This window comes from uncultured Maricaulis sp., from assembly GCF_963975345.1.
Lineage (GTDB): Bacteria > Pseudomonadota > Alphaproteobacteria > Caulobacterales > Maricaulaceae > Maricaulis.
Genome location: NZ_CAXBGE010000005.1, coordinates 112,328 through 137,201, shown reverse-complemented (window position 1 = coordinate 137,201; position 24,874 = coordinate 112,328). Strand labels below are relative to the sequence as shown.

Genomic DNA, 24,874 nt, shown 5'->3' with positions numbered 1-24,874 from the left:
TCTCGCGATTCTGGCGGCCATAGAGCGCCATCAGCCCGCCCGCCCTGCCACAGGCGCCACTCAGCCCCCAAACCGCGCCCCAGCGCGTTCAAACTGCCTATTTAGGGGCAGTCAGGCGCGGGGTCTCGGATGTGAAAACGACCAGGCGAGGTGCGGGGCTGGATTTTGGCCAGGATTTCGGCCAGAAATGCCCACGGAGCCCATCCTCGATCCAGGCGCCCGCGCACCGGCGCGGATAGGACCGGAGGCTCGACACCCCTAGCTTTGCTCTCGATCTGATCTGCCGCGCGGGCTGCGGCGTGTTTCACGCAACGGGAGCAACTACCCCATGACCACCCTCACCAAGGCCCGCGAAAAGCTGGCCGTCCTGCAGACGGCGCTGGGCACCGTCTTCACCGAAGCCAAAACCAATGATGGCGATTACGATTTTCAGAAGGTGTCGAAGGACACGCTTCAGTCGAGCCTCGGGCTCGATGCCAAGAGCCAAACCACGATCGACATCGTGAAGCGGATCAACGAGAAGGACTCCGAGCTGAACGAAGCGGCCGAGCAGGTCGAGGCGCTTGAGGGCGCGGAGAAAGCGGCCGCGTCGCTGTCTGGGCGTGAGAAGGCCACTCGCGGTCTTCCCATGCCTGGCGGCGACAAGTCGCGCTCGGATCGGGCCGTCGCGCAGCTCAAGGCGCTCGGCGACATGGTTTCCGATGAAAAGGCCTTTCAGGACTGGGTTCAGCGCGGCGCGCCGGACGGGATCACCCTACAGTTCGACGACTACCTCCCATCCGACATGCTCGCCAAGGGCCTGTCGATCGACACGATCGGTTCAAAGGCTGCCATGACCACCTCGGCCGGCTGGGCACCGGAAAGCCTGCGTCTGGCCGGTTTCGTCGAGGCGGCGACCCGGCCGGTCCAGTTGCTGGACATCATCCCGATGTCGCGCACGGGGCAGGCGGCGATTCCGTACATGGAAGAAACGACCCGCATTCATGGCGCCGCCGAGGTCGCCGAAGGCGGGGGCTACGGCGAGGCCACGTTCGTCCTTACCGAAAAGAACGGGACGATCATCAAGATCGGTACCAGCATCCCGGTGACCGACGAGCAGCTGGAAGATGTCGAGCAATCGCAGTCCTACATCAACTCGCGCCTGGTCTTCGGCGTGCGCCAGCGGCTGGACAGCCAGATCCTCGTCGGCAATGGCACAGCGCCGAACATGCGCGGCCTCAAGAATACCGTGGGCATCCAGACCCAGGCGAAGGGCGCCGATCCGGTGCCGGACGTGTTCTACAAGGCCATGACCAAGATCCGCGTCACCGGCCGGGCGATTCCGACGCACCATGTCGTTCACCCGACCGACTGGCAGGGTGTGCGTCTGATGCGCACAGCGGATGGCGTCTACATCTGGGGCAATCCCAGTGAAGCCGGTCCCGAACGCCTCTGGGGCCTTCCGGTCGTGCAGTGTGATGCGGATGCGTCAGGGGCGGGCTATGTCGGCGCGTTCAACCCAGCCTTCGTCTCGCTCTTCGAGCGGCGCGGCGTGGACGTCCAAGTCGGCTTCGTTGGCTCCCAGTTCACCGAGGGGCAGCGGACGATCCGGGCCGATGCACGGATGGGCATCGTCTTCTTCCGCCCGGCCGCCTTCTGCTCCTGCACCGGCCTCTAGGTCCGCGCTTGGGCCTGACGGGCGCGCCGACCGGGCGCGCCCGTCGCACAGCATACCTGCGTGAGAGAGCCCTTCCCCGCCTTTCGGCGACATGGATGGGGCGGCCCAAGGGTCGAGGGCTCACGGATCGGGAGGCGGCGCGCGTCGGCGCCGCCTCCGCCATCAGGAGACAAACATGCCCACCATCACCGGCTTTTCTGTGCCCGTCGGATGCGCCCTCATCACGGGCGGCGCCATCGGCGAGTTGCAGGTGCCCGGCAATATCCAGCCGGGCGATGCCTTGTTGGCCGTGCAGCACGTTGAGGATGGCACGCCGCCAACCGCGACCGACATCACGGCCGAGTGTTCGATCAGCGCCACCAAGGGCGGCGTCATCGAAACCACCGTCACCAACACGACCGGTGACCATGTCCACGTCCTGTGGGCGAAGAGCGAATAGGAGCTTGTCATGAAAGCTACGCAACGCCTGTTTCTGACGGCAACGAAACTTGCCCTGGTCGCCGAGGGTGACCCTCTCGCGGCCTTCCTCTACGCCGCGCCAGGCGATGATATCCCTGACTCGGCTGTCGATCGCTTCGGCCTGGTCGATGGCGGTTTGCCAAAGAAGGGCGGCAAGAGCGCGCCGCCCAGCCCGAACAAGGAAAAGCGCCCGGACGAAGACAAGTCCGCAGGTTCGGACGGTGACAAGTCGGGCGGCACCACGACCGACGATCTCACCGTCCTCAAGGGCGTTGGCGCTGCGACGGCAACGGCACTCGCCGCTGCCGGCCTCGACAGCATCGGCAAGCTGGCCCTGATCGACCCTGAATCGCCGCCCGAGATTGCGATCAGTGCCAGCGCCAAGGACTGGCTGTCGTGGGTAACCCAAGCCCGCGTCCTGGCGAGCTCTCATGTTCCCGGCACGGCACCCGGCGGGTTGACGGTTGTCGCGGCTGAAAACGCCGCTTGAGGTCTGATAAATGGCCCTTCTCGACCGTGTAAAAGAGCGCACCGGATCGGACCTGTCCGACGGTGAGTTGCAGGCGATGATCGACGGCATCACTGCCGAAATCGACGCCCGCTTCGGCCCGGCCGGCGCGATCACGGTCGAGGCGGGTGACCCTTCCGAGCCAGACGCGCGGACGCTCAAGACGCTGCGCCTGTCGCGCCCGATCGACACCGGCGCTGCTGTGAGCGTGGTCGAGATTGACCCGTCGAACTCGGGACAGGCCGCTGGCGAACTGGAACTGGACGCGGCCGACTATCGCATCCTGCATGGCGGCCGGACGCTGCAGCGACTGACGGGCGGCCCGAACGGGCGCACCCATTGGGCACCGCTCGTCCAGATCACCTATACGCCGCTAGGCGATGCCGCCGCCCGCGACGAAGCGGCGATCAAGCTGGTTCAACTCGATCTGTCCTATCGCGGCGCGCTCAAGTCTGAGCGGGCCGGCGATTATGCGGTCACGCTCGCCAGCAATATTGCGGAAGAGCGGGAACAAATTCTTGAGAGCCTGGCGCAGCGGCGCGGCTTTCTCATGGCCTAGGAGGCAGGCATGGACCCGTATCTCGTTGTGTTTATGGTGACCTTTGCCCTGCTGGCCAGCGGTCTGGGTGTCGCCGCAGCGATCTTTTCGAATGTCGGCCGGCCGACGGACTGGGTGGATTATGCCCTGGTCATTGTGGTTTCAGCCGTCATTGCGGCGGTCTTTGCGGGCGGCGCGCGCGCCTGCATCTGGCTCTGGTCGATGTTGTTTGGAGGCTAGGCATGCCGGCGATTGTTTATCTCAGCGATGCAGATGTGGTTGCCGGTCGAGTGATCGATGGCGACGAGGACGTGGACGACATCCTGCAAACGCTGCGGGAGAAAACCGGCCGCGACTATATCGTTCGCATCCACACCCATCAGCGCTGGAAGCCCGTTCTGGGTCCGCGCGTCGTCACACGCCATTTTGAATTATGCCTCGCCTGCGGCGGGGAGTGGCAGGTGGTCAACCTGTGCACGCGCGAAGGCGGCTCGATCTTTCACGATGACGGCCATTCGCGTGAGCATGTCATGAATTACATGCTCGGCCTGATCGCCGGGCTGGCCAGCGGGCAGACATGATCGGCGGTCGGCTCATTCACCGCGCCGAGGTCGAGCGCGATCAGGCGACGGCAAAGGATAACTGGGGCGGCGATGTCGCGCCGGATTTCCAGCCATTGGCGAGTCTGCGGTGCTGGGCCTGGTCGAGTGCCACCCGTGAGGTGGTTGATGGCGACAAGACGGCTGTGATCGAGGACATGCGGGTCATGTTCGCGCTCAGTGCCGATATCCGTGAAGACGATGAGATCGCCGCCATCACCAACCGGCGCGGCGATGTCATCTTCGCCGGCCGGTTCCGTGTCGATGGGCAGGTCGAGCACAAGCACACCCACCTTGAAGCGGCCCTGAAGAGGATCAACTGATGCGCGTGAAGATCGGAGACCAGTGGTTCGACAGTATCGAGCAACCCATTTGCGTGCAGTTGTCCGAGGCCGAGATCGACCATTTCGAGCGGCTCGTCATCAGCGGTGATGACGCTCCGGAGCGCAAGTTCGCAAGCTTCCCGGATGACTGGGGAAGCTCCGAGGAGATGCTCGCCTGGATGGACTAGGCCAAGAACACGTCAGCGGATGGCCGAGGCGCATTGCCTCGGCAGCGGGGCTCTAGATTGGCGTCATGACCCCACCAAGCACCGGACATGCTTCATCCGCCGCCCCTATCGGGGCGCTGGGTGGTTTTCACGATTCCGGAAGGATGGGAATGACCCCTCACAGCAAGCGGCCAGTCCGGCCAACCCGCACGCCCGCCGGCTATATCGGCGGCAAGCGCAATCTCGCCAAACGCATTTGCGCCCTCATCGACGAGACGCCGCACACCAGCTATGCCGAAGCCTTCGTCGGCATGGGCGGCATTTTCCTGCGCCGAACGAGCGCGGCGCCGGCCGAGGTCATCAATGATTTCTCCGGCGATGTCGCCAACCTGTTCCGCATCCTGCAGCGGCATTATCCGCAATTCATGGACACGCTGCGCTTCCAGGTCACGAGCCGCCGTGAGTTTGAGCGGCTCAAGGCTTGTGATCCGGCAACACTCACGGATCTCGAACGCGCGGCCCGCTTCCTCTATCTGCAGCGCCTGGCGTTCGGCGGGAAGGTGAGCGGCCAGAATTTCGGGGTCAGTGTCGGCCGGACGAGCTCGTTCAACCTCAACACGCTCGCCCCGATTCTCGAAGAGATACACGAGCGGCTCGCCGGCGTGGTGATCGAAAACTTGCCGTGGCAGGCGTTTGTGGATCGGTATGACCGGCCGGAAACGCTGTTCTATCTCGATCCACCGTATTGGGGGTGCGAGCAAGACTATGGCACCGGCATGTTCGGCCGAGCCGAGTTCGCCGAGATGGCGCAGCGCCTGGCTGCACTGAAGGGGCGGTTCATCCTGTCGATCAATGACCGGCCGGAGATCCGGGCCCTGTTTGGCCGGTTCCGAATTGAGCCGGTGACGGTCAATTACTCGATCACGAGTGGCGCCGGGCATCCTGCCGGCGAGTTGATCATCCAAACGAGGGAGTAGCCATGGGCACGTCGCAAGAGCTTGAGTGGTTTGGCGAGGCCGTCACCGCCACAATGCGCCAGGCGCAGATTATTGGCGTGAACAAGACCATGGCCGCTGCGACCGTGCGGGCGAAACTGAATCACGATTGGCAAAACCAGACGGGTGTTCTGGAGGGCGGTATCGACATCACCGACTACGCCCAGGTCGAGGAAGGTGGTGTACGCGGCACCTGGGGTGTCCGGGATGTTGTGTATGCCCGGATTCACGAGCTGGGCGGGACGATCAAGCCGAAGAACGGTGCCGCGCTCACCATCCCGCAGGCCGACGGGAGTGTTCGCCTGGTCAGCCAGGTCACAATCCCGGCGCGGCCCTATCTTCGTCCAGCGGCCGACGAGGAATATCCCAAGCTCGCCGGCAATATCCGCAAGGCGTATGAGCGGCTCTCGGCCGCGAAGGCTTGACCTGATCGCCGTCGCCGGTGAAGGTGCCAGCGCCTCCCAAACATCGTTTGCCCACGCGCCCGCGCCGATATTTCGGTCTGATGCTCACGCCTAGTCTCGCAGCATGGCTGAAGACGTGGACATCATTGGCGCCGTTCTGGCGCTCTTAAAGGCTGACGCGCCCGTCGCGGCAGTCGTCGGCGCGCGCGTCTTTGGCTCTGAGCTTCCCAAGGACGAGGCGGCGTCGATGCCGCGCCCCGCGATTGTCGTCAAACCGTCAGGTGGCCTCTCCAACGCCCAGGGCAGTGATGTCCAACACGATACCCAGCGCTTTGACCTGGTCGCCTACGGCGCAACGCCTAACGGCGCGGATGCCCTCCGCACTAAATGCCGGCGCGCGCTGACCGATTGCAAGCGGCGCGTGATCGAGGGTGCGCTCATTCACTGGATCGGGGTGGCTGGCGGATTTTCTGCCGGCCGAGACCGTCATGCCGGCTGGCCCTACGCTTTTCAGTCCTTCCAGATCTATTTCGCTCTCAAGGAGGTTTAGGTGAACACCGAACCGTTTGAAATCATCGCTGGCCCGATTTCGGCCTATATCGCCGACCCTGGCACCGCCTTTCCCGCCATCGATGCCGCGCCCGGCGCGGGTTGGACGCTGATCGGCGCGTCCGGCGCCGAGAATTATGACGAGCAGGGCGTGAAGGCTGCCCACAGCCAGGACCTCAAAACGATCACCACGCTCGGCTCCACCGGTGCCAAGAAGGTGTGGCGCGACAAGGAAGGTCTGGCGGTCAGTTTCACGCTCCTCGACCTTCAGCTTGAGCAATTCGCGCTGGCGGTGAACGGCAATGCCGTGGCGACGACGGCGGCGGGATCTGGCACGGCCGGCATCAAGTCGCTGCCGCTCTATCGAGGTCAGGCTGTCAAGCTGCACGCTTTGCTGCTGCGGGGGGCGTTCTCGCCTTACGGCGAAGGGATGAACCTGCAGTATCAGGTGCCCTACTGCTATCTCAATTCATCGCCCGATGTCGTTTTCAAGAAGTCTGACCCGGTCGGTCTGGCCTTTGAATACATGGCGCTGGTCGATCCGAACGCCGCCGACGAGGCGTCGCGGTTCGGGCATCTGATCGCGCAGCATCAGGCCGCGCTGCCGTAATGAGGCCGACGCCACCACAGGCGGAAAGGCTGTCGGCCGAGCACCGGCGCCTTGAGGTCTCGGCGGCCGAGCACAAGCGGCAGGTGCGCCAGCATCGCGAGGCGTTGAGACAAGCGCGGGAGCGTCAAGCCGAGATCGAGCGCGAATGTGCCCGGCTCGGCATCCAACTCATCATTCAACCCGGCGCAGGAGGTTTCCATGGTCGACGACGCAATTCTCAGTCTTGAGCCCATCAAGCGGCATTTCATCACCCTGCCGAGCGGCAAGGCCCGTGACATCTATCAACCCGATGAATTGTCGGTGGCCGCCTGCCAGCACATTACTCGCCAAGGCAAGCGCATCGCAGATCTGTCGCAGGCCAATACAGCCGATGCCGACGGCGAACTGGAGGTCGTGGTGGACGAGGTGGCGCGGCTCGCCTTCGTCGACATTACCGATGATGAGTTCACCGCCCTCTCTGGCTTCCAGAAAATGCAAATCGTCTCGGTTTTTACCGGGCTCCTGCTGGGCCGGTCGACCGGTCTGGCGGGAGCGATAGCCCGGACGGTGAGCGGATCGGCTGGGGTGAAGTCATCGTCCGGCTCCAGCGCTTCTTCGGAGGCTCCCCCGAATGGTGGTGGCGCGAAGCCCCGGTCCGCCTCGTAAAGGGGTATTTCAAGATGCTTGCCCGACTGGAAGCCGAGGAGTCCTTGAAGGCCGTGCAAGTGCACGCGCTGGGTAGCGGCTTGCTCGGCGCCAGCGAGTTCCGCAAATCGATCGCGCAGCTGGAGCGTGCCGCCTATGGCCGGCCGCGCAGGCCGGCCCAGGCAACGCCTGCCGTGCTGCAGGCTATGGGAATTGGTATGGTGGTTCTGCCGGCCGCAACTGCCGCCCCGGCCGATCAGGAGGCGTCAGATGTCTGAACGTCTCGGCGTTGCCCTGCTCGATCTGCGGACGAATGATGCCGGCCTCGCGTCCGGCATTCGCAATGCCAAGGCCGGTGCTCAAGGCCTGCAGACCTCCCTCAATGAAACATCGGCGAAGGCAGCGCTGACAGTCACCCGGATCGAACAGCTGACCGGCGTGACGGGCGGGCTTCGGCGGAGCGCTGGCGATATCGGGGCCTATGGCCAGGCGCTGGACGATTTGCGGGCGCGCTACAATCCGCTCTACGCCGCAATCCGCCGATACCGCCAAGTGCAGAGCGAGGTGCGCCAGGCTCACGCGGTGGGCGCCATCTCGGCCGATGAGATGGCGAATGCGATCAGCCGTGAGCGGCAACAGGCGCTGGCGTCTATCGCGGCGCTGCGCGGCCGGGCTGTCGCCATGGACCAGATGGGCCGTTCATCGCGCAATGCGGCTTTCCAGCAGCGCATGCTCGCCTTCCAGATGAATGATGTCTTCGTGTCTCTCGCATCCGGCATGAACCCGATGATGGTCTTCATCCAGCAGGGCGCGCAGATCTCGCAGGTCTACGGCCCGCAGGAGGGTGGTGCCGGGCGGGCTATCGGTGAGATGGGCCGGATGGTGAGGCGAGCCCTCACGGCGATTCCACTGCTGACTACCGCTGTAGCCGTCGGGGCGGTAGCGTTCCTCGGAATGTCGCACGCTATCGACGGCACGACGAAGTATTCCGTCACCATGGGTGACGTGATGGTCGGCGCACTTCAATCGATTGGCCACGGCATTCTGACGCTTATCCAGCCGGTTCTCGATGTGCTCGGCACGACCTTCAGTCAGGTTTGGGATGGGATCGTCGAAGGCACGCGAATTGTCGGGAATGTGATCGTCAACACCTTGCGTATGGTTGTCCTGGGCGTGTCGACCTACGCGGGAATGGTTGGCGTGGCGTGGGGTACGGCCCTCAGTGTGATCGTAGACAACTGGCGGCGATTGCCGGCGATCATGGGGGATATGGCGTTATCGGCCGCGAACCGGACGATCGCCGGAATTGAAGCCATGATTAACGGGGCGATCGACCGGATCAATGGGCTGATCGAAATGCTTCCGGACTGGATCGAGATTGACACTCTCGGTCAAGTCAGCATGGGTCGGTTGGACAACCCCTTCGAGGGCATGGCCGCCGACTTCGCTGCGGATCTCGAGCTGCTGCCCGCCGAAATCGCGCAGAAGATCGCTGATGTGTTGCGCGAAAGCGGCGTTCAAGCGCAAGAGATTCTTCAATCAGACCCGATGGGTGATTTCTATAGGGACACACGCGATCGCGCTGTGAGGCGTGCCCGCCGGCGCAACAATGAAGATGGTCTCGCCGCCGATGCGAAGCGTCACGAGGCGGAAGCGTACCACAATGTCGTCCAGGGCGCCCGAGACTTCATTGCCAGCCAGGAGATTGAACGCCAGGCCCTCACGCTGACCGAGCAGGCGGCCGCCGCGCTACGCAATGAGCACGAGCTGCTGAACCAGGCGCTGCGCGCCGGCGTGAAACTCACTCCGGAGCAACGTGAAGAGATCCGCGGGCTCGCACTGGATATGGCGGGCGCGGAACATGCGACCGAGGCACTTCGCGAGCGCATGGATTATCTGAGGGAGCAGACGCGCGGCTTCATCGACGACATGCGTGAAGGTCTGAGCCAGGGGAAATCGTTCTGGGAGGCGTTTGGTAGTGCCATCGAGAATATGATCAGCCGCCTTGTGGACCGGTCGCTGGACCAGCTTATCGATGCCATATTCCAAACCCGGGATGCGATGGCATCTACCGGGCAAGGCGGCGGGGCCGGCGGCGGCATTGGCGGCGCGATATCCCAGCTCTTCGCAGGCTTCTTTGCGGATGGCGGGATGATTCCATCCGGCTCATTCGGCATCGTTGGCGAGGCGGGGCCAGAGCCGGTGATTGGAACCTCGCAGGGCGCAAAAATCCTGCCGAACTCCTCGCTTCGTGCGCTGGAGCAAGGCCGCCAGCCTGGCTTCGTTGTCGTTTCGGTGGACAAGAGCCCGTATTTCCAGACCGCCGTCGAGGAGGTCGCAGCGCCGGTGGCCAATCGCGCGGCTGCGGGTGCCTTTTCGATGAGCCAGTCGGCGGCTGATCAGCGCGCTTACAACGAAAGCCGGAGGTTCTAGATGGTCCTCGCGCTGCCGGCCGACCTCGATATCGTGAGTATCTATCCCTACCCGATCACCGCTCGCAATGAGCAACGGCCTGTCTTTGGCGGTCCGGTCTGGCGGGTGAAGCGGATGGGTGCGCGTTGGGCCATCGCCTTCGCCCTGGCGCCTTACGCGTATACTGACGCGCTCGATTTCACCGATCTGGAGGACGAGGACGAGCGTGTTTCGGTGCTAATCCCGCAGCCCGGTCTCGATATTGGCAACCCTGGCGCGCCGGTCATCGATGGGGCGGGCCAGAAGGGCAATCAGTATGCGCTTCGAGGTCTGACGGCTGGCTACACGGTGCGCAAAGGGCAATGGCTGCCCGTGATCATCGGCGGGCAGCGCTATCTCTACCGCGCGCGTGCGGCGGCGACAGCAGATGGAACCGGCCGGGCTATCGTGCCGGTTCGACCGATGATCCGTTCGGCGGCGCTGGACGGGGCCACGGTCGAACTCGCCGCGCCGCGCATTGAAGGCTTCGTGAAGATGCCTCAGGACGCCTTCAAGGTCAGCGTTCCGAGCATGGTCGCCGGCATCTCCTTCACAATAGAGGAGACCGCCTGATGGATCCGCTTCTGAAGGCCAGTTGGTCCAGCCAGATCTCGACGCATTTCACGGCGGTCGAGGTTGTGCTTCCGGGCGGCGCTTTGCGGCTTGTTGACGGTGGACTGGTTAGCTTCGTCGTCGATGGGGTGCTCCAATCGTTCACGTCTCGTGATCTCACATATGGCGCCCTGGGCGGCATCGACACCATTTCAGACGGCATTGCCGCGACGGCGATGTCAGCGCGCATCACCTTGATGCCACCGTCTGACAGCGCCATTGCGGCGCTGGCCGCGCCGGAAGCGCAAAGCTCACTCGTTCGCGTGTGGCAGGGCGCGGTCGATCCGGCGACCGGCCTGTCGATCGGCGCGCCCGAGCGGCTTTTCATCGGGTCGCTTGATTTTGCCAAGCTGGCGATCAGCGAGACCTCACGTCAGGTGGTGTTGCAGTGCGGCTCGGACGATGAGCTCCAGCTTGAGCCAGCCGCACAGCAGCAACTCTCGCATGCCTTTCACACGACCTGCTGGCCCGGTGAGAAGGGGCTGATTCATATCCCAAGGGTTGCCGACAAGGTTTTCTGGCGGCTGCAAGAGCCCAGACAGAGCATTGTCGCTGGATCTGGTGGTGGCCGGTCTTCAATCACGAATTCGGGGAGTGTCGTGCGATGAGCCAAGCGGTAACACGTTTTCACGCTGCTCAGGCGGCTATCGACGTTTTCGCGGGCCGGCAGCTGGCTTGGGGCAAGCACGACTGCGTGCGGCTGGTCCGTTTCACCATGCATCATCTCGGCGTTGGTCTGCCGATGCTGAAGGGCGTGCGTTACCGTACCGAGGACGGTGCCATTCGCGCGATGAAGAAACTGGGCCTGTCTGGCCTTGACGCCGGCGTCGATCGTGCGGGCTTGCCTCGCATCGCGCCAGCGCGGGCCTTGCTTTGCGATATCGTCGCATTGCCGGCCGACGACCCGTTCAAGGCCGCACTTATGGTCAATGTTGGCAATGGCCGGTTGCTGGGCGTTGTGCCTGGCGAGCGGCGCTTTGCGATTCTCCAGCCAGCCGAATATCTCGCCGCATGGAGCGTCCTGGGCCATGGCTGATCCTATCAGCGCATCTGTTGCGGCTGTCGTGTCCTACGTCTCCACGGCGTTTGCCGCGAGCGCGGCTGGCACGGCGACCCTGGCACAGGCGGCGACGGTCTTTGCCGTGACGACAGCGGCCAATATCGGCGTGGCGGCGATCCTCACACCTCAAGTCGGTGCGGGTGGGTCGCCGACAGAATGGGCGGCTGATCCGGACGCGGCGATACCCTTCGTGATGGGCCGGCGCGGCGTGGCCGGAAAGATCGTTCACCGTGATGAGTGGGGGCCGGACAATCGCTACCAGTCGCTTGTCAGCGTCTACTCAGCTGCGGGGCCTATCAAGTCATTCGGCACCTTCAAGGCTGATCTCGAAACCTGCACCTTCGCCGGCACGTATGGTCGGCAAACGAGCGGCACCTGGAAGGATGTTTTCTGGCGTGACACGCGGCTCGGCGCGCAGCCGGATACCGCGTTGCAGACGCCCGCGCAAAAGGGTGACCCGACCGTCTCCGGCGCCATGCCGGAATGGGACGCCAGCTACAAGCTGTCGGGCAAGGCGTGCTCGATGCTCACCGCCGCGATGGATTCGAAGCGCCAGCGCTGGCCTGGTGATCTGCCCAAATGCCTGCAGGACATTGAAGGCATTTATGGCTACGACCCGCGCGCGGACTCGACCTATCCTGGCGGCTCGGGCTCGTGCCGGCTGAACGACCGGACTACCTGGCCGTGGATCAGCAATCCGATCATTGGTGCCCTGAACTTCGAGCTTGGCCTGAAGGAAAATGGCCGATTGGTTGGAGGCCTGGGTGCGTCGGCCGACCGGATCGACATGGCCGCTTGTGTCGAAGCCGCCAATGTTGCCGACGCCAACAACTGGACCCTTTCGGCATACTGGACCTCAGCGGACAGCAAGCACCAGGTGCTGACAGGCTTTCTGCAGGCTGGCGGCGCGCTCTACGCCCAGAACGGCGGACAGCTGTCCTGTGTCACGCGTGGCGCTCCACGCACGTCGATTGCGACGGTAACTGCGGCGGATACGGCAGGCCCGATTGAAATCTCGGCTGCCGCGTCCCGCCTCGGCCGCATCAATGCCATCATCCCGAAATGCGTGCTCGAATCCCAGTCCTGGGCAACGGTGCCGATCGATGAGGTCTCGGTTGCCGCGTTTGAAACCGAGGACGGCGGCAAGCGCGCGCGTGGTATTACCTACGTGTTCGTCGATGATCCTGTGCAAACCAGCCAGCTGGCGGCCTACGACATCTGTGACAGCCGCGAAGGCATTACAGGTCGAATACCGCTAAAGGCCTATATGCGCGAGCTGAAGCCGGGCGATGCCTTCACCATCTCCGAGCCGGAATTCGTTTTGGACGGCTTGAAGGTCTTGGTGCTCCAGCGCGATTTTGACCCGATCACCTCGATCGTCACGATCACGTTTCGTTCGGAAACGGACTCCAAACACCCCTTTGCGCTCGGGCTAAACCCGACCCCACCGACCGCGCCCAGCCTGACACCGGCCAGCCTGTACGTTTTTCCGCAGCCGCCCTTGGCCGACTGGATCGCGACCGCGATCACAATCGACGGCGAGAATGGAGAAACACGACCTGCCGTGGAGCTGATTGGGGATGTTACGGTCGCCCGCACACAACTTGTCGAGCTGCAATACCGCTATCGCGCAGGCGATGGCGCGGGCGGCTGGGGCGCCTCCACGGCATGGGCTGTCTGGGGCTATTTGGACCCGGCTGAAAGCCGTGCGGTGATCGAAGGCTTCCCGCCCGCGTCTCAAGTCGATATCCGCGTCTCCTATATTTCCCAGGACGGAGTGCGTTCGACCGAACCGCGAGATCTGGAACCGGTGACGGTCGCTGCCGAAGTCGTGGTAACGGGAAGCGTGAATGTTGGTGCGGGCTCGGGTTCGCGCCCGTCAACTCAAGTTCTTGCCGCCCTGGACGCCGCCACCAGCGCCGCCACCGACCTGCTCGCTCAGACCGATCAGCTCGCCAACACTATTATGCAGGACGCTCTCGATCGGCGCGAAGAGGTAGATCGGCGCGTTACTGAGATTTTTGGAGCGTTTGGTTCAGCGTCGGTCTTTGTGCAGGGTGCATTTGACGCGCAAACCCTGGCAGCGGCAGCCCAGGCGCAGGCTGCAGCTGCGCAGGCTGCCGCCGAGACTGCTAGTGCAGGGGCGAACTCGTCAGCGTCGACGGCAGTCAGTGCGGCAGGAGATGCCGGGGCAAGCGCTACGGCAGCTGCAACATCTGCCACTGCAGCGGCGGCTTCGGTCGAGGCCGGGGAGGAGTTCGCTACAGCTGCCGAGCTGTCCGCCACGAACGCAGCAACTAGTGCTAGCTCAGCAGGCACATCCGCTACTGAGGCATCGACATCTGAAACCAATGCTGCCGGGTCGGCGGCGGCGGCGAGCAGCAGTGCAGAGGTGGCGGCGACAGCGGCGTCAAGCTCTGGCGCCAGCGCATCAGCTGCTTCAACGTCAGCTTCCAGTGCCGCCAGTGCCGCGACCGAGGCGGGCACAGCCGCAACAGCGGCGGAAGGTTCACGAGTCGCTGCGGAAACGGCCCAAGGTGCAGCGTCATCGTCGGCTTTTTCGGCAGCGAGTTCTGCGACTGATGCGGCAGGCTCTGCATCTTCGGCCAGCACAAGCGCCTCGGCTGCCGCGTCGAGTGCTGGCAGCGCGGGTGCCTCGGCTGCCGCGTCAAGCACAAGCGAATCGAATGCGGCGACAAGTGCCTCGGCGGCTGGCGCTTCTGCCACTGCTGCCGCTGGTTCGGCGACAACCGCCTCGACGGGTGCGAGCACAGCGACAACGAAGGCGACTGAAGCCTCGACATCAGCGGCAAACGCCGCAAGCAGTGCCACCGCTGCCAGCACTTCGGCTGCGAATGCAGCTGGCTATGCAACCACGGCTACTGGCGCTGCAAGCGCGGCATCAGCAAGCGCTTCATCCGCATCTACGTCTTCGATTCTGTCGGCCACTTTCGGGGCCTCAGCAAAACAGGATGTGCAGAATGCGGACGCCTTCTTTACGACAAATCTCGACAGTTTGGTATTTTCCACTGGGAGCCTTTCCGGCGTGTGGAGCGAAAGCTTCATTTCCGGCGTTGGCTATGTCGTCGCCACATCGTCGGATGAAGTAGCCTTTGCGTCACGCGCCAGGTTTGTCCCTGTCCCCGAGAGACGTTACCGGGTCACCGTGCGATGGCGCTACACCAGCGGTTCCCCGGGAACAGTTTTGGTCGGCTTTCGCTATATCAACTCGGATGGCTCAGGGTCGGCTGACAACCGCTGGGGGGCGCTCACACCGGGAGCGGTGAACGAGTGGCGCGAAGGCTCGTACGAGATCACCGCAACGGCCGCGATGGGCCAGGAATCCTGGAGACCGTTTCTATATCGGGGTGGCAGCACACAGCCTATCGAAGTAGCCTCCCTTCTCTGGCAGGACGTGTCCGCTCTGCGCGCCGCTGGGGGTGACGCGACCATCGTCTACTCGACAGCCAACGAGGCGTACGCCGCGCGTATCGAACAGGTTTCGGCTGGCGCAGCATCAGCTTCCATTTCGTTTGTCGCCGCCCAGTCAAACGGGGTGGCTGCATCACGCATTGTCATCGCTGCGCAAACAGTTGCGTTCGGAATTGACGAGCGCATCGAGGCGACGAGCACGGGGGAACTGATCGGCTGGAATGCCGCACGTGACGTCCGACAGCTTGAATGGAACCCGACAGACGATGCACTTAGGATCCGGAAGGTGGACGGGACGTTGATGTTCGATAGCTCGGATGGCGGGATGACGAGCGCCGGCCTGAAGGCGAACTCGGTTACGACGACCGACTACACGACGACGACAACAAATAGTCCAGCCTGGACTACCTACACCACCTTCACGAATATCGAATTTGCCCGGCATACATCCCCCTCACTCACAGCCGGGTCAGTTGCGAACATCAACTGCCTATTCGCCCTCTCTGAAATCCTCAATACAGCCAATTTTATCCTATCTCTGACAGGGCTCTCCACCTCGCCCGCACGCGACATTTTGCTCCAGTTGATCCGCGACCCTGACGGAACGCCTGTTCTTCTGAAGTCCCTCCCTCTGCGCACGAACTTGATCGGTGGGTCTGACATCGGCACGGCCGGTCAAATCTGCGACGCGGATTTCCTCTACCGGGATACTGGACATGGCGGCGGTTCGACAACCTACGCTTTGCGGATCGTCAGCTACAATACGGGCACGACGACCTTAAACAGTGCCAAAATCGGCTGGAACCAAATAGATCGAACCATTTCTGTTTTCCAAACAATCAAATAGGTCTGCACCATGTCCCTCACCAACACGCAATTCTCGGATGCCCTGCTGTCCGTTATCGCGGACTTCCATGCGGGGGTGACAACGGAAAGCGAGGCCGCTGCGGCGCTGATCGCAAGCTTGGATGACTGGATAGGTGTTGCCGCATCGAACCAAGTTTTGGCTGCGAGATTCGTATCGCTATTGGCGCGCCTGGACAACATTCTGATCAATGCCGGCGTCCCGCCTGATACACTTGGGATTGACGGAGCTTATTGCTTCGACACAGTGAATCAGGACTTCTACGGACCAAAGGTTTCGGGAAGCTGGGGTTCCCCGACCTCTTTGTCTGCTGCGGCAGCAGCTTCCGCAACCGCTGCCGCCGCCAGCGCAAGCGCTGCTGCCGGATCAGAAACCGCTGCCGCCGCAAGTGCAACGTCCATTGCCGGGTCAGAAACCGCTGCCGCCGCGAGCGCCACTGCCGCTGCCGGATCAGAAGCTGCTGCCTCGACATCAGCGGCTTCTGCCGCAGCGTCAGAAACTGCGGCCTCGACATCCGAAACCAATGCAGCCGCATCTGCTTCAGCGGCGAATACGAGCGCAAGTGCCGCTGCTGGGTCAGAAACTGCGGCCTCGACATCCGAAACCAATGCAGCCGGGTCAGAAACCGCTGCCGCCGCGAGCGCCACTGCCGCAGCCGGGTCAGAAGCCGCTGCCTCGACATCAGCGGCTTCTGCCGCAGCGTCAGAAACTGCTGCTGCGGGATCTGCTTCATCGGCATCTGCAAGCGCGTCTTCTGCCGCAGAAAGCGCGGCTGCCGCTGCTGCCGCTGTTGTGGCCACATTGGCCGCCGGCGACATCATTATCGGCGGCACAAGTACGCCCGGATCAAAATTAGAGGTGTTTGGGGCGGACGATAGTCTCCAGATATTGGCTCAAGTGCATAATGACAATCCGGGGGCCTCAGCCGCAGTTGCGCTAGGGTTTAATACCTCATGGGCGGCAGGTGAAACCTCTGTTCCTAAGAGTGGCGTCGGTATGATCCGCACCGGTCCCCAAGGCGTTGGGAGCCTAGCTTTCTACAACCGTGGAGCCACTGATGCTAGCGCCTTCACAGCCTCTGATGTGAAGGCGCTGATCAATAGCACAGGGGACTTCGTTTGGAGGAATAGCGGCGGTGGCGACGGCATGACCTGGGACGCCGACGCTGCATCTGGTCTTGGGGCACTAGGAATAAACGTGACTGCCGCTACCGCAGCATTGGACATTAACTCGAACACAGTTCGACTTCGTATTCCTGCTACAATTCCTTCTGCAACATTTGCGAGCCCCATAGGTACAATAACCTGGGATGCTGGACATATTTACGTTTGCATTGCGGACAATACTTGGAAGCGGTGCGCGCTATCTACTTGGTAATGGAGATCAGAACTATGGCCAATGAACACGAATGGAATTTCGGCCCGGTGGACGGGAAAAACAAAGACGGACTCATCGGTGTCGTCACTGCCGTTCATTGGCAGCTTGTTGTTACGGATGAGGATGAAAACACCGTTCGCCACATCGGTGTTCAGACACTGGGAGAACCAGACCCTGGCAATTTCGAGGCTCGCCTACAGGTGCCCGGAGCAACGCCTGAAGAGGTTCAGACCCAGCGCCGGGGGTGGCTCGGAGAGGACTTCATTTCGCAGCGCGAGACTGCGATAGACCTCGCACTGGCCGCACAACTGGAGGCAGAAGAAGCTCAGGTGTTCCGCGAGCCCTAGAAAACACTCACAAAATCCTAACCCGAGCGAAGTCCGCTCATAGATTGAAAAGAGGCGATCACATGAAAACCCTTCCCATTAAAACTGTTCTTCTGGACCCAAACGAACAGGCGTCAGAAACCAACTACGGCGAGTTGATTAAGACGGTCGTAGGCCGCGTCGACCCTTCACAGGGCGGCATCAGGGTTGAAGACATGGCCAAGCGCCTGCGCATTATTGATGCGGTCAACGCCCTCGCGCCGGATGCCACTGAGATCCAGCTTGAGGACGCGGACGCGGCAACACTGGTTGAAAGCCTATCAAGCATGAGGTGGGCTATCGTCTCCCACGCGATCGCCGACTTCTGTGGCGACATGGGCGCGGCGAAATAGGCCGCCGCTAATCCACGCTGATTACTGCGTCGTCGAGCCTGACGGGGAGAATCAAATGTTCAATGCCACGCTATCGAACTGGATCACGTGGGCCGTCCTGACGGCCGTGCTTTCCGGATGCTTGTATGCCGGAGGCCGTGTTGATGGCTGGGATCGTCGAGGCCAAGCGCAGCAGGCTGCAGACTACGCAGCCCTGCGCCAAGCCCAATCCACCTTCCTCGTCGATTTGCAGCACACCCTGCAGGACGGCGAAGAAATCGCGCGCATCACTGGTGATTGGCGTCAAACCCTTGGAGGTATCCGCAATGAACTCTCGCGCTTGTCTGCTGGCGCTGATTGCCCCAGCGATCCTGACCGCAGCGTGCTCATCGATCACGCCGTCGGTGAAGCCAACGCTACCTTACGCGCCGCCGGCGCCGGCCATGATGGAGCCGCCGAGGGAGATAATCCCGATCACGACACCCCCTGAAGACCGCATGTGCCAGGACTATGAATCGGCCTATTTGGACATGGTCGACCTCTATGTCGTGGTCGCGGCGCGGCTCCTCCGGCTCCAGGGGTATGCGAGGAGAGCGAGTGGCACTGATCGGGGTGCCGATTAGGAGAGACGCTCGAAGGGCGCTCTAAGGCGTATTGAGGTCGCTTCGAACGCGGCTCAACGCGCTGACAAACCCGGCGTCACCTTTTGCCAACCCCGGCGGCGCGCTACAGGCGTCCAGCCGGTGCATGTCCCGGGCGCAGGGGCGACCCCCCGCCCCCTCACCCATAGCTCACCACCTCAAACTCAATCCCGTTTTCATCGTCGAAGTAGAACCGCCGACCTGGCTCGTAATTGCCGTGGGAGGTGGGTTGGTAGCCGGCTTTGATGACGCGGGCTTCGACGGCGTCGAGATCGGCGACGACGATGCCGATATGGTTGAGATTGGCGCGTGTGGCACCCGAGCGGGGCGCGGCGGGTTTCAGCTTTTCGGGCGAATAGAGCGCGAGATAGGCGGTGTCGGTGCCGACATGGACGGATTGGCCGCCCATCGCGGACGGGCCGCTCCAACGGATGTGCCAATCAAAGAGGCGGCACATCAGATCCGCGCTCTGCTGCGGCTGGGCGACGGTGACGTTCACATGTTCGAGCATGGCAGTTTTCATGATTTTTCCTGACGGCGTGGCGCCCGGTGCGGGCCGTGATTTGCCAAGCCTAATTGCTCAACTTAAGTTGAGGTCAAGCGCCAAATTGCAGTCGTGGCGAGGGAGGCATTTCATGCAGGCCAATGATTTGATATCCATAGGACAACTCGCTGAACGCACGGGCGTTTCCGTCTCGGCAGTGCGCTTCTATGAAACGCGCGGCTTGGTCACATCCAGCCGCAATGCCGGCGGACAAAGGCGCTTCTTGCGCTCTGATGTGCGGCGGATTTCCTTCGTTCTGATCGCGCAAAAGCTCGGCTTCTCGATCCAGGAAATTGGCGAGCAACTCGCCGGCCTGCCGCAGGGTCGCACGCCGACGCAAGCCGACTGGTCGCAGATCAGCGCCCGTTTCGGCGAGGTGCTCGACGAGCGCATCGCCGCCCTCGCCCTGATGCGCGACCGGCTGGATGGCTGTATCGGCTGTGGCTGCCTGTCGCTGAAAGCCTGCGCCCTCTACAACCCCGACGACCGCATCGCCGCCAAGGGCGCCGGCCCGCGCTATCTGATGGGCGACCGGCGGCGCAAGGCGTGAAGGGGTGAAAAAGGGGACAGGTATAATTAACGCGGCCCGGACGGTTCGCCAGCCAGGCACAGCCGTCTCGCCGCGTTAATTATACCTGTCCCCTTTTTCGGTAGCGCCAAGAGTGAACAGCGTTCATTATAAGCACAGCGTTTTCAGGACCCGACCCCATGACCACCCCTCACCGCGCCACCAAGACCACACCCGACGATCTCACCATCACGCCGCGCGATATCCATTTCGCGACGCAGGCGGCCAGCGGCCAGGCCTGGCTCGGCGGCGATGCGGTGGCGACGGCGGTGTTCAATGCGATGTCGCTGACCTTTCCCGATGGCGAGCGACTGTTCATGGACGCGGTGCGCCATTATCGCGGTGAGCTGAACGGCAAGCTGCTCGAGGATGCGAAGGCCTTCATCAAGCAGGAGGCGATCCATTCGCGCGAGCATGTGGCGCTGAATGGCGGGCTGGACCGGGCTCATTATCCGATCGATGAGATCGAAGCGGAAATCCGCCAACGGATCCAAATCACTCGCGAGCGCGGACCGATCGCGATGCTGAGCGTCACCATCGCGCTGGAGCATTTCACCGCAATGATGGCCGAGGTGACGCTCGAGGATGGCAGCGTGTTTGACGGCACTCACGAGGATATTCTGCGCCTGTGGCAATGGCATGCGCTGGAGGAAACGGAGCACAAGGCCGTCGCCTTCGACGTCTTCCAGCAGGTGACGGCCAAGTGGACGCCGCGGCAGCGCTATTTCCTGCGCATCAAGGTGATGATGATCGTGACCCTGCTCTTCACCTCGAATATCAGCCGCTACGCCTCCAAATTGCTGATCGCCGACGGCGTCAGCGAGTGGACGGCGCGGGCGAAGGTGTTGTGGTATTTGCTGTTCAAACCGGGCCTGTTCCGCAAGGGCTGGCGCAGCTATTGGGCCTGGTATAAGCCGGGCTTTCACCCCTGGGACCATGATAATCGCGCCACGATGGCCGCCTGGCAGGAAAAGTTTACGGCGATGGCGGAGTGATTGCGTGTGGCGGCGTTTCGATCTCCTGAGCCCGATGCGGGTGCCGAGCATGACGGTCACCCACTCAAGAGCGCCGTGGCCTAGTCGTCGCTACCCTTTGGCTTCGATCCAAATTTTTTGGTCACCCAGGGCATTATAAGGGTGTAGAGAAATCCGGAAATCACCGCGTTGGCAAGCAGGAAAGAGTAGTCCCGCTGATCACCCCAAGCCGGGAAAAAATATTGGAACGCGACCAGCAAGACAAACATCCCGCTACTAAAGCCTACCCAAAGCAGCCAGTTAAACTTCTTCATGGTTGGAGCCTCGCCCATTTGGTGGCGACAATCATAAGTGAAATTCTCCGGGGAGCAACAGAAGCCGGAAAAATCCAAGGGATGGATTGGGACAGTCACTCCTTTGCGGGCCGGAGTAGATAAGGGACAGGTATAATTAACGCTGACGCGCCACGGCGCCTTTGCTGACAACCGTCCGGAACGCGTTACTTGGGCCTGTCCGCGTTTTCATGGGATCATGACAATCGCGCCACCCTCACCGCTTGGCAGGAGAAGTTTGCCGGCGCGGCGGAGTGAACCAAGGGAAGACGTCGAGCGGAAACAGGAGTGCTGACCGTAAATCGGCCTTCACGAAGCGCCCTGAGTCTCACAAAGGTCAAAAGACGGTTTTGAACGCATCCATTCGCCCGCCAGGCGGACTTGGTCGTCAATCAAAATCGGACGCAATCTACGGCCTTGGAAAAAGCTCTGATTTGCCAACAATCTCTGGCGTATCGTCTCATCATAAGTGCTGAGAGATCCGTCGGCGCTCAACCCGGATCTCCATCTAATCAGGCTTTCCTGGGTCAGAATCCAGAAATCATATTCGCTTCGAAATAAGAGATTCCCTGCCTGAGATAGTATCAATCGGTTGTCCGCCAAACCACCGGCACAAATTGGACCAATCGCAGCGGTCGACTCCAGCGAGTAGTCGCGCACATTATTGCGGTATCCCAAGCTAATTGCTTCGAGAACATCATGTGCACTGGCAATGGCCCGGCCATCATAATGCTCTGAAAACCGATCACGCCATTCATCGCTGCGTGTGACCATGAAAACGCGGCCATAGGCAGAGGCGTGGGCCAAAAAAAGCGCCTCGGGCCCCACAGTCACGCGCTCCGCCTGGAGATAGAAAGAGATACATGCCGAGGCACATATACCGACAAAATGAACCTCGATTTCACGCGCATTAACAAGCTGAGCCAATTGGTATGTAGATGGTTCGCCGCCGCCGCGGCTTTCGATATAAAGCGCGCTAATGGGCGTCTCTATCGAGGATATAGAATCCACAAGCCTTTGGTTGATGATACCGCAAATGCGGAGCCTCGACCCCTGAAGGGAGGTGGCTTCCGAGTCAGGAGCGCATCGCTCCATGCTCAAACCTGTTTCGCCTCCATCGCCCCGATGCGACGCGCAGGAAGCCAGAAGCGCCATGGCAACAATGATTGGCAACAGGAGCACTTGGTTGATGGGACGCATGATTTCTCCGACGCGCAAGGCCATCAATGCGATTAACCAATTCCCGGCCGGATCGCCACCAGCTTGTTAAAAGTCTTGCGGCGTGATTGCATCAGGGATCACATCGACGATGCCAACACATCGAATAATTCCTGCTTGGCTTCGTCGGCAGCAAGCGCGACAGCGGCAAAAAAGCTGGAGGCTGATGATGCGTATCCTCGCAATGATTGCGGCGCTGATTGTCGCTGCCGAGCATGTCGGCTTTCTGGTGCTGGAGATGTTCCTCTGGCAAAGCGAGGCCGGGATGCAGGTCTTCGGGCTCACCGCCGAAGAAGCCGCGCAAACAGCCACCCTCGCCGCCAATCAGGGCCTGTATAACGGGTTTCTCGCGGCCGGACTGGCCTGGGCGGTGCTGCGCGGAAATCGCGAATTTACCCGCGTCTTCCTGCTCTGCGCCATCGCTGCGGGAGTATTCGGTGCGATGACCGCCAGCCCGACGATACTGTACGTCCAGGCTGCGCCGGCGGCTGTGGCGCTGGTGTTGAGTTTTACACAAAAAGGGGACAGGTATAATTAACGCGTCCCCGACGGTTTGCCAGTAAAGCACTACCGTCTCGCCGCGTTAATTATACCTGTCCCCTTTTTCCCCCGCTCAGCCCTTGAACCCCATCGCGATCAAAAACGTCTCGGCGCTTTCGGATCGGCTTGAGGCCGGCTTGAAATGGCGGACTTTGCCGAAGCGTTGTTTGAGCTGTTCGAGCAATTCGGTTTCGGCGCCGCCCTGGAAGACCTTGGCGATGAAGAAACCGCCCGGTTTCAGGGTTTCGAAGGCGAACAGGGTCGCGAGTTCGACCAGGCCGACGATGCGGACATGGTCGGTGTTTTTGTGGCCGGTGGTCCAGGGCGCCAGATCGGAGATGACGCCGTCGGCGGGGCCGCCCATCGCCGCCTTGACCATGTCAGGCGCGTCGGGCTCGGTGAAATCCTTCTCGAAAATCGTCGCGCCATCGATCGGGTCAATCGGCAGGAGATCGATCCCGATCACTTCAGCCACGCCCTTCTTGACGCAGACCTGCAGCCAGCCGCCCGGCGCCGAGCCGAGATCGACGATCCGCATGCCCGGCCGGATGAAGTGAAAGCGTTCATCGAGCTCGATCAGCTTGTAGGCGGCGCGGCTGCGATAGCCCTCCATCTGGGCTTTTTTGACATAGGGGTCGTTGAGTTGGCGCTGCAGCCAGTTCTTTGACGAGGTCTTGCGGCCGCGCGCGGTCTTGACGCGCTCGAACATCTGTTTCGAGGCACGGCTGTCACCACCCTTGGTGACCGGACCGCCAACGCGGCGGCGGCGCTTATTGTCGTCGACCGGCGGCGTGTCGCCGGCCGGCTTGTTGTCGTCTTCGTCCGAAGGTCCACTCATGTGCTGGTCTCTCCCGGCGATTTCTTCTTGCGGCGGCGTGATTTATTGCGGCGCATCAAATTGATCAACAAGCCCTCGCGCAGGCCACGGTCACCGACGCGCAGATTTTCTGCCGGCCACAGCTCGGCCACCGCTTCATAGATCGCGCAGCCCGCCAGCACCAGCTCGGCGCGGTCGCTGCCGATGGTGGGCTCGAGCGAGCGCCCGGCCAGATCGAGATCGCGCAGCCGGGTGCAGGCGGCCTCGGCCTCGGCACAGCTCATCCACAGCCCATCGACCTTGGAGCGCTCATAGCGCGGCAACCGCAAATGCACGCCGGCAATCGAGGTGACAGTGCCCGATGTGCCGACCAGATGCGCCCGTCCCTCGGAGAACAGGGTGCGCATGGAGCGTGCACCGCGCGGCGTCTTCATCAGCTGGCGCGCATAGGATTTCATCTCATTATACCAGGCTTGGCGATCTTCACGCTCTGGGAAGCGTTCGGACAAGGTGACGACGCCGACCGGCGTTGATGTCCAGGAACGCACCGGGGGACGGCCGCCACTTTCCAGCCCGCCGCGCTCGCGCCAGGCGGCCAGATCGACCCAGGACAATTCGGTTGAGCCGCCGCCGATATCGATCACCAGCGCCGCATCCTTGGCCTCGTCGAGCAGGTCGAGACAGCCATGCAGGGCCAGACGCGCCTCTTCTTCCGGTGTGATCAGGTCGAAACCAATCCCGGTCTCTGCCTTGACCCGTTCAAGAAAGGCGACGCCATTGCTCGCTTCGCGGCAGGCTTGGGTGGCGATGGCGCGATGGCGGACAAGGGGATGGCGGGCCAGCTTGCCGGCACAAATGCGCAAGGCCTCGACGGCCCGGTCCATGGCGCCCTGAGACAACACGCCATGCGCGTTCAGCCCCTCGCCCAGCCGCACGACGCGCGAAAACGCATCAATCACTTGAAAGCCGCCGCTGGTGCGTTGCGCCAATAGCATGCGGCAATTATTCGTACCCAGATCGATCGCGCCGTACACGGGAGTTGGCGACCGGCGCCGCCCGCTCCGCTTGCGTGCGGCGGATCCTGTCCCCGAATCATTCGGGGGCGAAGGCTCCGCCATGTCAGTCCTCTCGCCATAACGGTGCGCCTGCGAAGGCTGGCGCAACACGTTCTGGCCCAATTTAGTCTTCACGATCAGCATACGCGTCTTCCACCCCGCCGCAAGGTGGCGTAACGCAAGGAGGATCGCTTTGCCGCGCGGAGCCTGCGGTATGGTATGCGATTGGCCCACGGGAAATTAACCGGCAAGGTTCAG

32 protein-coding genes are annotated in these 24,874 nt (G+C 62.1%); 25 read left to right on the top strand and 7 right to left on the bottom strand.

The window, feature by feature from the left end; translation table 11 throughout:
- The first annotated feature begins 328 nt into the window (after positions 1–328).
- The 12 genes from AAC029_RS07000 (at position 329) to AAC029_RS06945 (ending at position 6,809) form a co-directional block, all read left to right on the top strand.
- Positions 329–1,657 (top strand): phage major capsid protein, encoded by a 1,329-nt coding sequence (locus AAC029_RS07000; RefSeq protein WP_339745594.1) that lies wholly within the window; start codon positions 329–331, stop codon positions 1,655–1,657.
- A gap of 175 nt (positions 1,658–1,832) precedes the next feature.
- Positions 1,833–2,096 (top strand): hypothetical protein, encoded by a 264-nt coding sequence (locus tag AAC029_RS06995; RefSeq protein ID WP_339745591.1) that lies wholly within the window; start codon positions 1,833–1,835, stop codon positions 2,094–2,096.
- 9 nt (positions 2,097–2,105) lie between these two features.
- Positions 2,106–2,606, top strand: a complete 501-nt coding sequence (locus AAC029_RS06990) for a hypothetical protein (protein WP_339745589.1) — start codon at positions 2,106–2,108, stop codon at positions 2,604–2,606.
- Between the two features lie 10 nt (positions 2,607–2,616).
- Entirely contained in the window at positions 2,617–3,183 is a 567-nt protein-coding gene (locus AAC029_RS06985) for a hypothetical protein (RefSeq protein WP_339745586.1), read from the top strand.
- Between the two features lie 9 nt (positions 3,184–3,192).
- The gene (locus tag AAC029_RS06980; RefSeq protein ID WP_339745583.1) at positions 3,193–3,402 is read left to right on the top strand and encodes a hypothetical protein; all 210 of its coding nucleotides are present in this window, start codon (positions 3,193–3,195) and stop codon (positions 3,400–3,402) included.
- 2 nt (positions 3,403–3,404) lie between these two features.
- A complete protein-coding gene (locus tag AAC029_RS06975) occupies positions 3,405–3,743 on the top strand; it encodes a hypothetical protein (protein ID WP_339745579.1) in 339 nt (112 codons plus the stop codon).
- Positions 3,740–4,084: a hypothetical protein gene (locus AAC029_RS06970; RefSeq protein ID WP_339745576.1), complete on the top strand. Its 345-nt coding sequence runs from the start codon at positions 3,740–3,742 to the stop codon at positions 4,082–4,084. The genes AAC029_RS06975 and AAC029_RS06970 overlap by 4 nt, the downstream gene beginning before the upstream one ends.
- The gene (locus tag AAC029_RS06965; protein WP_339745573.1) at positions 4,084–4,272 is read left to right on the top strand and encodes a hypothetical protein; all 189 of its coding nucleotides are present in this window, start codon (positions 4,084–4,086) and stop codon (positions 4,270–4,272) included. Before AAC029_RS06970 ends, AAC029_RS06965 begins: the two co-directional genes overlap by 1 nt.
- A 149-nt stretch (positions 4,273–4,421) precedes the next feature.
- Entirely contained in the window at positions 4,422–5,228 is an 807-nt protein-coding gene (locus AAC029_RS06960; RefSeq protein WP_339745570.1) for a DNA adenine methylase, read from the top strand.
- Positions 5,229–5,230: 2 nt separating this feature from the next.
- Positions 5,231–5,671: a hypothetical protein gene (locus AAC029_RS06955; protein WP_339745567.1), complete on the top strand. Its 441-nt coding sequence runs from the start codon at positions 5,231–5,233 to the stop codon at positions 5,669–5,671.
- Between the two features lie 103 nt (positions 5,672–5,774).
- Positions 5,775–6,200, top strand: a complete 426-nt coding sequence (locus tag AAC029_RS06950; RefSeq protein ID WP_339745565.1) for a DUF3168 domain-containing protein — start codon at positions 5,775–5,777, stop codon at positions 6,198–6,200.
- A complete protein-coding gene (locus tag AAC029_RS06945; protein WP_339745561.1) occupies positions 6,201–6,809 on the top strand; it encodes a hypothetical protein in 609 nt (202 codons plus the stop codon). It abuts the gene before it with no gap.
- On the opposite strand, the gene AAC029_RS06940 is transcribed toward AAC029_RS06945, so the two are convergent.
- The gene (locus AAC029_RS06940; protein WP_339745558.1) at positions 6,791–7,009 is read right to left on the bottom strand and encodes a hypothetical protein; all 219 of its coding nucleotides are present in this window, start codon (positions 7,007–7,009) and stop codon (positions 6,791–6,793) included. The genes AAC029_RS06945 and AAC029_RS06940 overlap by 19 nt on opposite strands.
- Between AAC029_RS06940 and AAC029_RS06935 the strand changes: the two genes are divergently transcribed.
- Genes AAC029_RS06935 through AAC029_RS06905 form a run of 7 tightly spaced genes read left to right on the top strand, consistent with a single transcriptional unit; the run spans position 7,008 to position 15,835 of the window.
- Positions 7,008–7,454: a hypothetical protein gene (locus AAC029_RS06935; RefSeq protein ID WP_339745555.1), complete on the top strand. Its 447-nt coding sequence runs from the start codon at positions 7,008–7,010 to the stop codon at positions 7,452–7,454. The two genes, AAC029_RS06940 and AAC029_RS06935, sit on opposite strands and share 2 nt — an antisense overlap.
- A 14-nt stretch (positions 7,455–7,468) precedes the next feature.
- Complete coding sequence (locus AAC029_RS06930; RefSeq protein WP_339745552.1) at positions 7,469–7,711, top strand: hypothetical protein; 243 nt, start codon at positions 7,469–7,471, stop codon at positions 7,709–7,711.
- The gene (locus tag AAC029_RS06925) at positions 7,704–9,866 is read left to right on the top strand and encodes a phage tail length tape measure family protein (protein ID WP_339745896.1); all 2,163 of its coding nucleotides are present in this window, start codon (positions 7,704–7,706) and stop codon (positions 9,864–9,866) included. The genes AAC029_RS06930 and AAC029_RS06925 overlap by 8 nt, the downstream gene beginning before the upstream one ends.
- On the top strand, positions 9,867–10,457 hold the full coding sequence (locus AAC029_RS06920; protein ID WP_339745549.1) for a hypothetical protein: 591 nt from the start codon (positions 9,867–9,869) through the stop codon (positions 10,455–10,457).
- Entirely contained in the window at positions 10,457–11,104 is a 648-nt protein-coding gene (locus AAC029_RS06915) for a hypothetical protein (RefSeq protein WP_339745546.1), read from the top strand. The genes AAC029_RS06920 and AAC029_RS06915 overlap by 1 nt, the downstream gene beginning before the upstream one ends.
- The gene (locus AAC029_RS06910; RefSeq protein WP_339745543.1) at positions 11,101–11,532 is read left to right on the top strand and encodes a hypothetical protein; all 432 of its coding nucleotides are present in this window, start codon (positions 11,101–11,103) and stop codon (positions 11,530–11,532) included. Before AAC029_RS06915 ends, AAC029_RS06910 begins: the two co-directional genes overlap by 4 nt.
- Positions 11,525–15,835 (top strand): hypothetical protein, encoded by a 4,311-nt coding sequence (locus tag AAC029_RS06905; RefSeq protein WP_339745541.1) that lies wholly within the window; start codon positions 11,525–11,527, stop codon positions 15,833–15,835. The genes AAC029_RS06910 and AAC029_RS06905 overlap by 8 nt, the downstream gene beginning before the upstream one ends.
- A 278-nt stretch (positions 15,836–16,113) precedes the next feature.
- Here AAC029_RS06905 and AAC029_RS06900 read toward each other — a convergent pair whose 3' ends face one another.
- Positions 16,114–16,653 carry a hypothetical protein gene (locus tag AAC029_RS06900; protein ID WP_339745538.1) on the bottom strand — a complete coding sequence of 180 codons (540 nt, stop codon included), beginning with the start codon at positions 16,651–16,653 and terminating at the stop codon, positions 16,114–16,116.
- Positions 16,654–17,244: 591 nt separating this feature from the next.
- On the opposite strand from AAC029_RS06900, the gene AAC029_RS06895 reads away from it, so the two are divergent.
- From AAC029_RS06895 to AAC029_RS06885, 3 genes are all read left to right on the top strand, one after another.
- Positions 17,245–17,577 carry a hypothetical protein gene (locus AAC029_RS06895; RefSeq protein ID WP_339745536.1) on the top strand — a complete coding sequence of 111 codons (333 nt, stop codon included), beginning with the start codon at positions 17,245–17,247 and terminating at the stop codon, positions 17,575–17,577.
- Positions 17,578–17,639: 62 nt separating this feature from the next.
- Entirely contained in the window at positions 17,640–17,948 is a 309-nt protein-coding gene (locus AAC029_RS06890; RefSeq protein WP_339745534.1) for a hypothetical protein, read from the top strand.
- Positions 17,949–18,003: 55 nt separating this feature from the next.
- Positions 18,004–18,417, top strand: a complete 414-nt coding sequence (locus tag AAC029_RS06885) for a hypothetical protein (protein WP_339745532.1) — start codon at positions 18,004–18,006, stop codon at positions 18,415–18,417.
- A 290-nt stretch (positions 18,418–18,707) separates the two neighbouring features.
- On the opposite strand, the gene AAC029_RS06880 is transcribed toward AAC029_RS06885, so the two are convergent.
- Positions 18,708–19,091 (bottom strand): VOC family protein, encoded by a 384-nt coding sequence (locus AAC029_RS06880; RefSeq protein ID WP_339745530.1) that lies wholly within the window; start codon positions 19,089–19,091, stop codon positions 18,708–18,710.
- Positions 19,092–19,203: 112 nt separating this feature from the next.
- Between AAC029_RS06880 and soxR the strand changes: the two genes are divergently transcribed.
- Both soxR and AAC029_RS06870 read left to right on the top strand, forming a co-directional pair.
- The gene (soxR, locus tag AAC029_RS06875) at positions 19,204–19,662 is read left to right on the top strand and encodes a redox-sensitive transcriptional activator SoxR (RefSeq protein ID WP_339745528.1); all 459 of its coding nucleotides are present in this window, start codon (positions 19,204–19,206) and stop codon (positions 19,660–19,662) included.
- 158 nt (positions 19,663–19,820) lie between these two features.
- Positions 19,821–20,675, top strand: coding sequence for a metal-dependent hydrolase (locus AAC029_RS06870; protein ID WP_339745526.1), 855 nt, complete (start codon positions 19,821–19,823; stop codon positions 20,673–20,675).
- Between the two features lie 80 nt (positions 20,676–20,755).
- Here AAC029_RS06870 and AAC029_RS06865 read toward each other — a convergent pair whose 3' ends face one another.
- Together AAC029_RS06865 and AAC029_RS06860 are read right to left on the bottom strand one after the other, a co-directional pair.
- Positions 20,756–20,968 (bottom strand): hypothetical protein, encoded by a 213-nt coding sequence (locus AAC029_RS06865; protein WP_339745524.1) that lies wholly within the window; start codon positions 20,966–20,968, stop codon positions 20,756–20,758.
- Positions 20,969–21,295: 327 nt separating this feature from the next.
- Complete coding sequence (locus AAC029_RS06860) at positions 21,296–22,186, bottom strand: hypothetical protein (protein WP_339745522.1); 891 nt, start codon at positions 22,184–22,186, stop codon at positions 21,296–21,298.
- Between the two features lie 187 nt (positions 22,187–22,373).
- Here AAC029_RS06860 and AAC029_RS06855 point away from each other — a divergent pair, with 187 nt between their 5' ends.
- Positions 22,374–22,742, top strand: coding sequence for a DUF1304 domain-containing protein (locus tag AAC029_RS06855; protein WP_339745520.1), 369 nt, complete (start codon positions 22,374–22,376; stop codon positions 22,740–22,742).
- A 75-nt stretch (positions 22,743–22,817) separates the two neighbouring features.
- Here AAC029_RS06855 and AAC029_RS06850 read toward each other — a convergent pair whose 3' ends face one another.
- Together AAC029_RS06850 and AAC029_RS06845 are read right to left on the bottom strand one after the other, a co-directional pair.
- A complete protein-coding gene (locus AAC029_RS06850; protein WP_339745517.1) occupies positions 22,818–23,582 on the bottom strand; it encodes an RlmE family RNA methyltransferase in 765 nt (254 codons plus the stop codon).
- A complete protein-coding gene (locus AAC029_RS06845) occupies positions 23,579–24,595 on the bottom strand; it encodes a Ppx/GppA phosphatase family protein (protein ID WP_339745514.1) in 1,017 nt (338 codons plus the stop codon). Before AAC029_RS06845 ends, AAC029_RS06850 begins: the two co-directional genes overlap by 4 nt.
- Positions 24,596–24,874 lie beyond the last annotated feature (279 nt).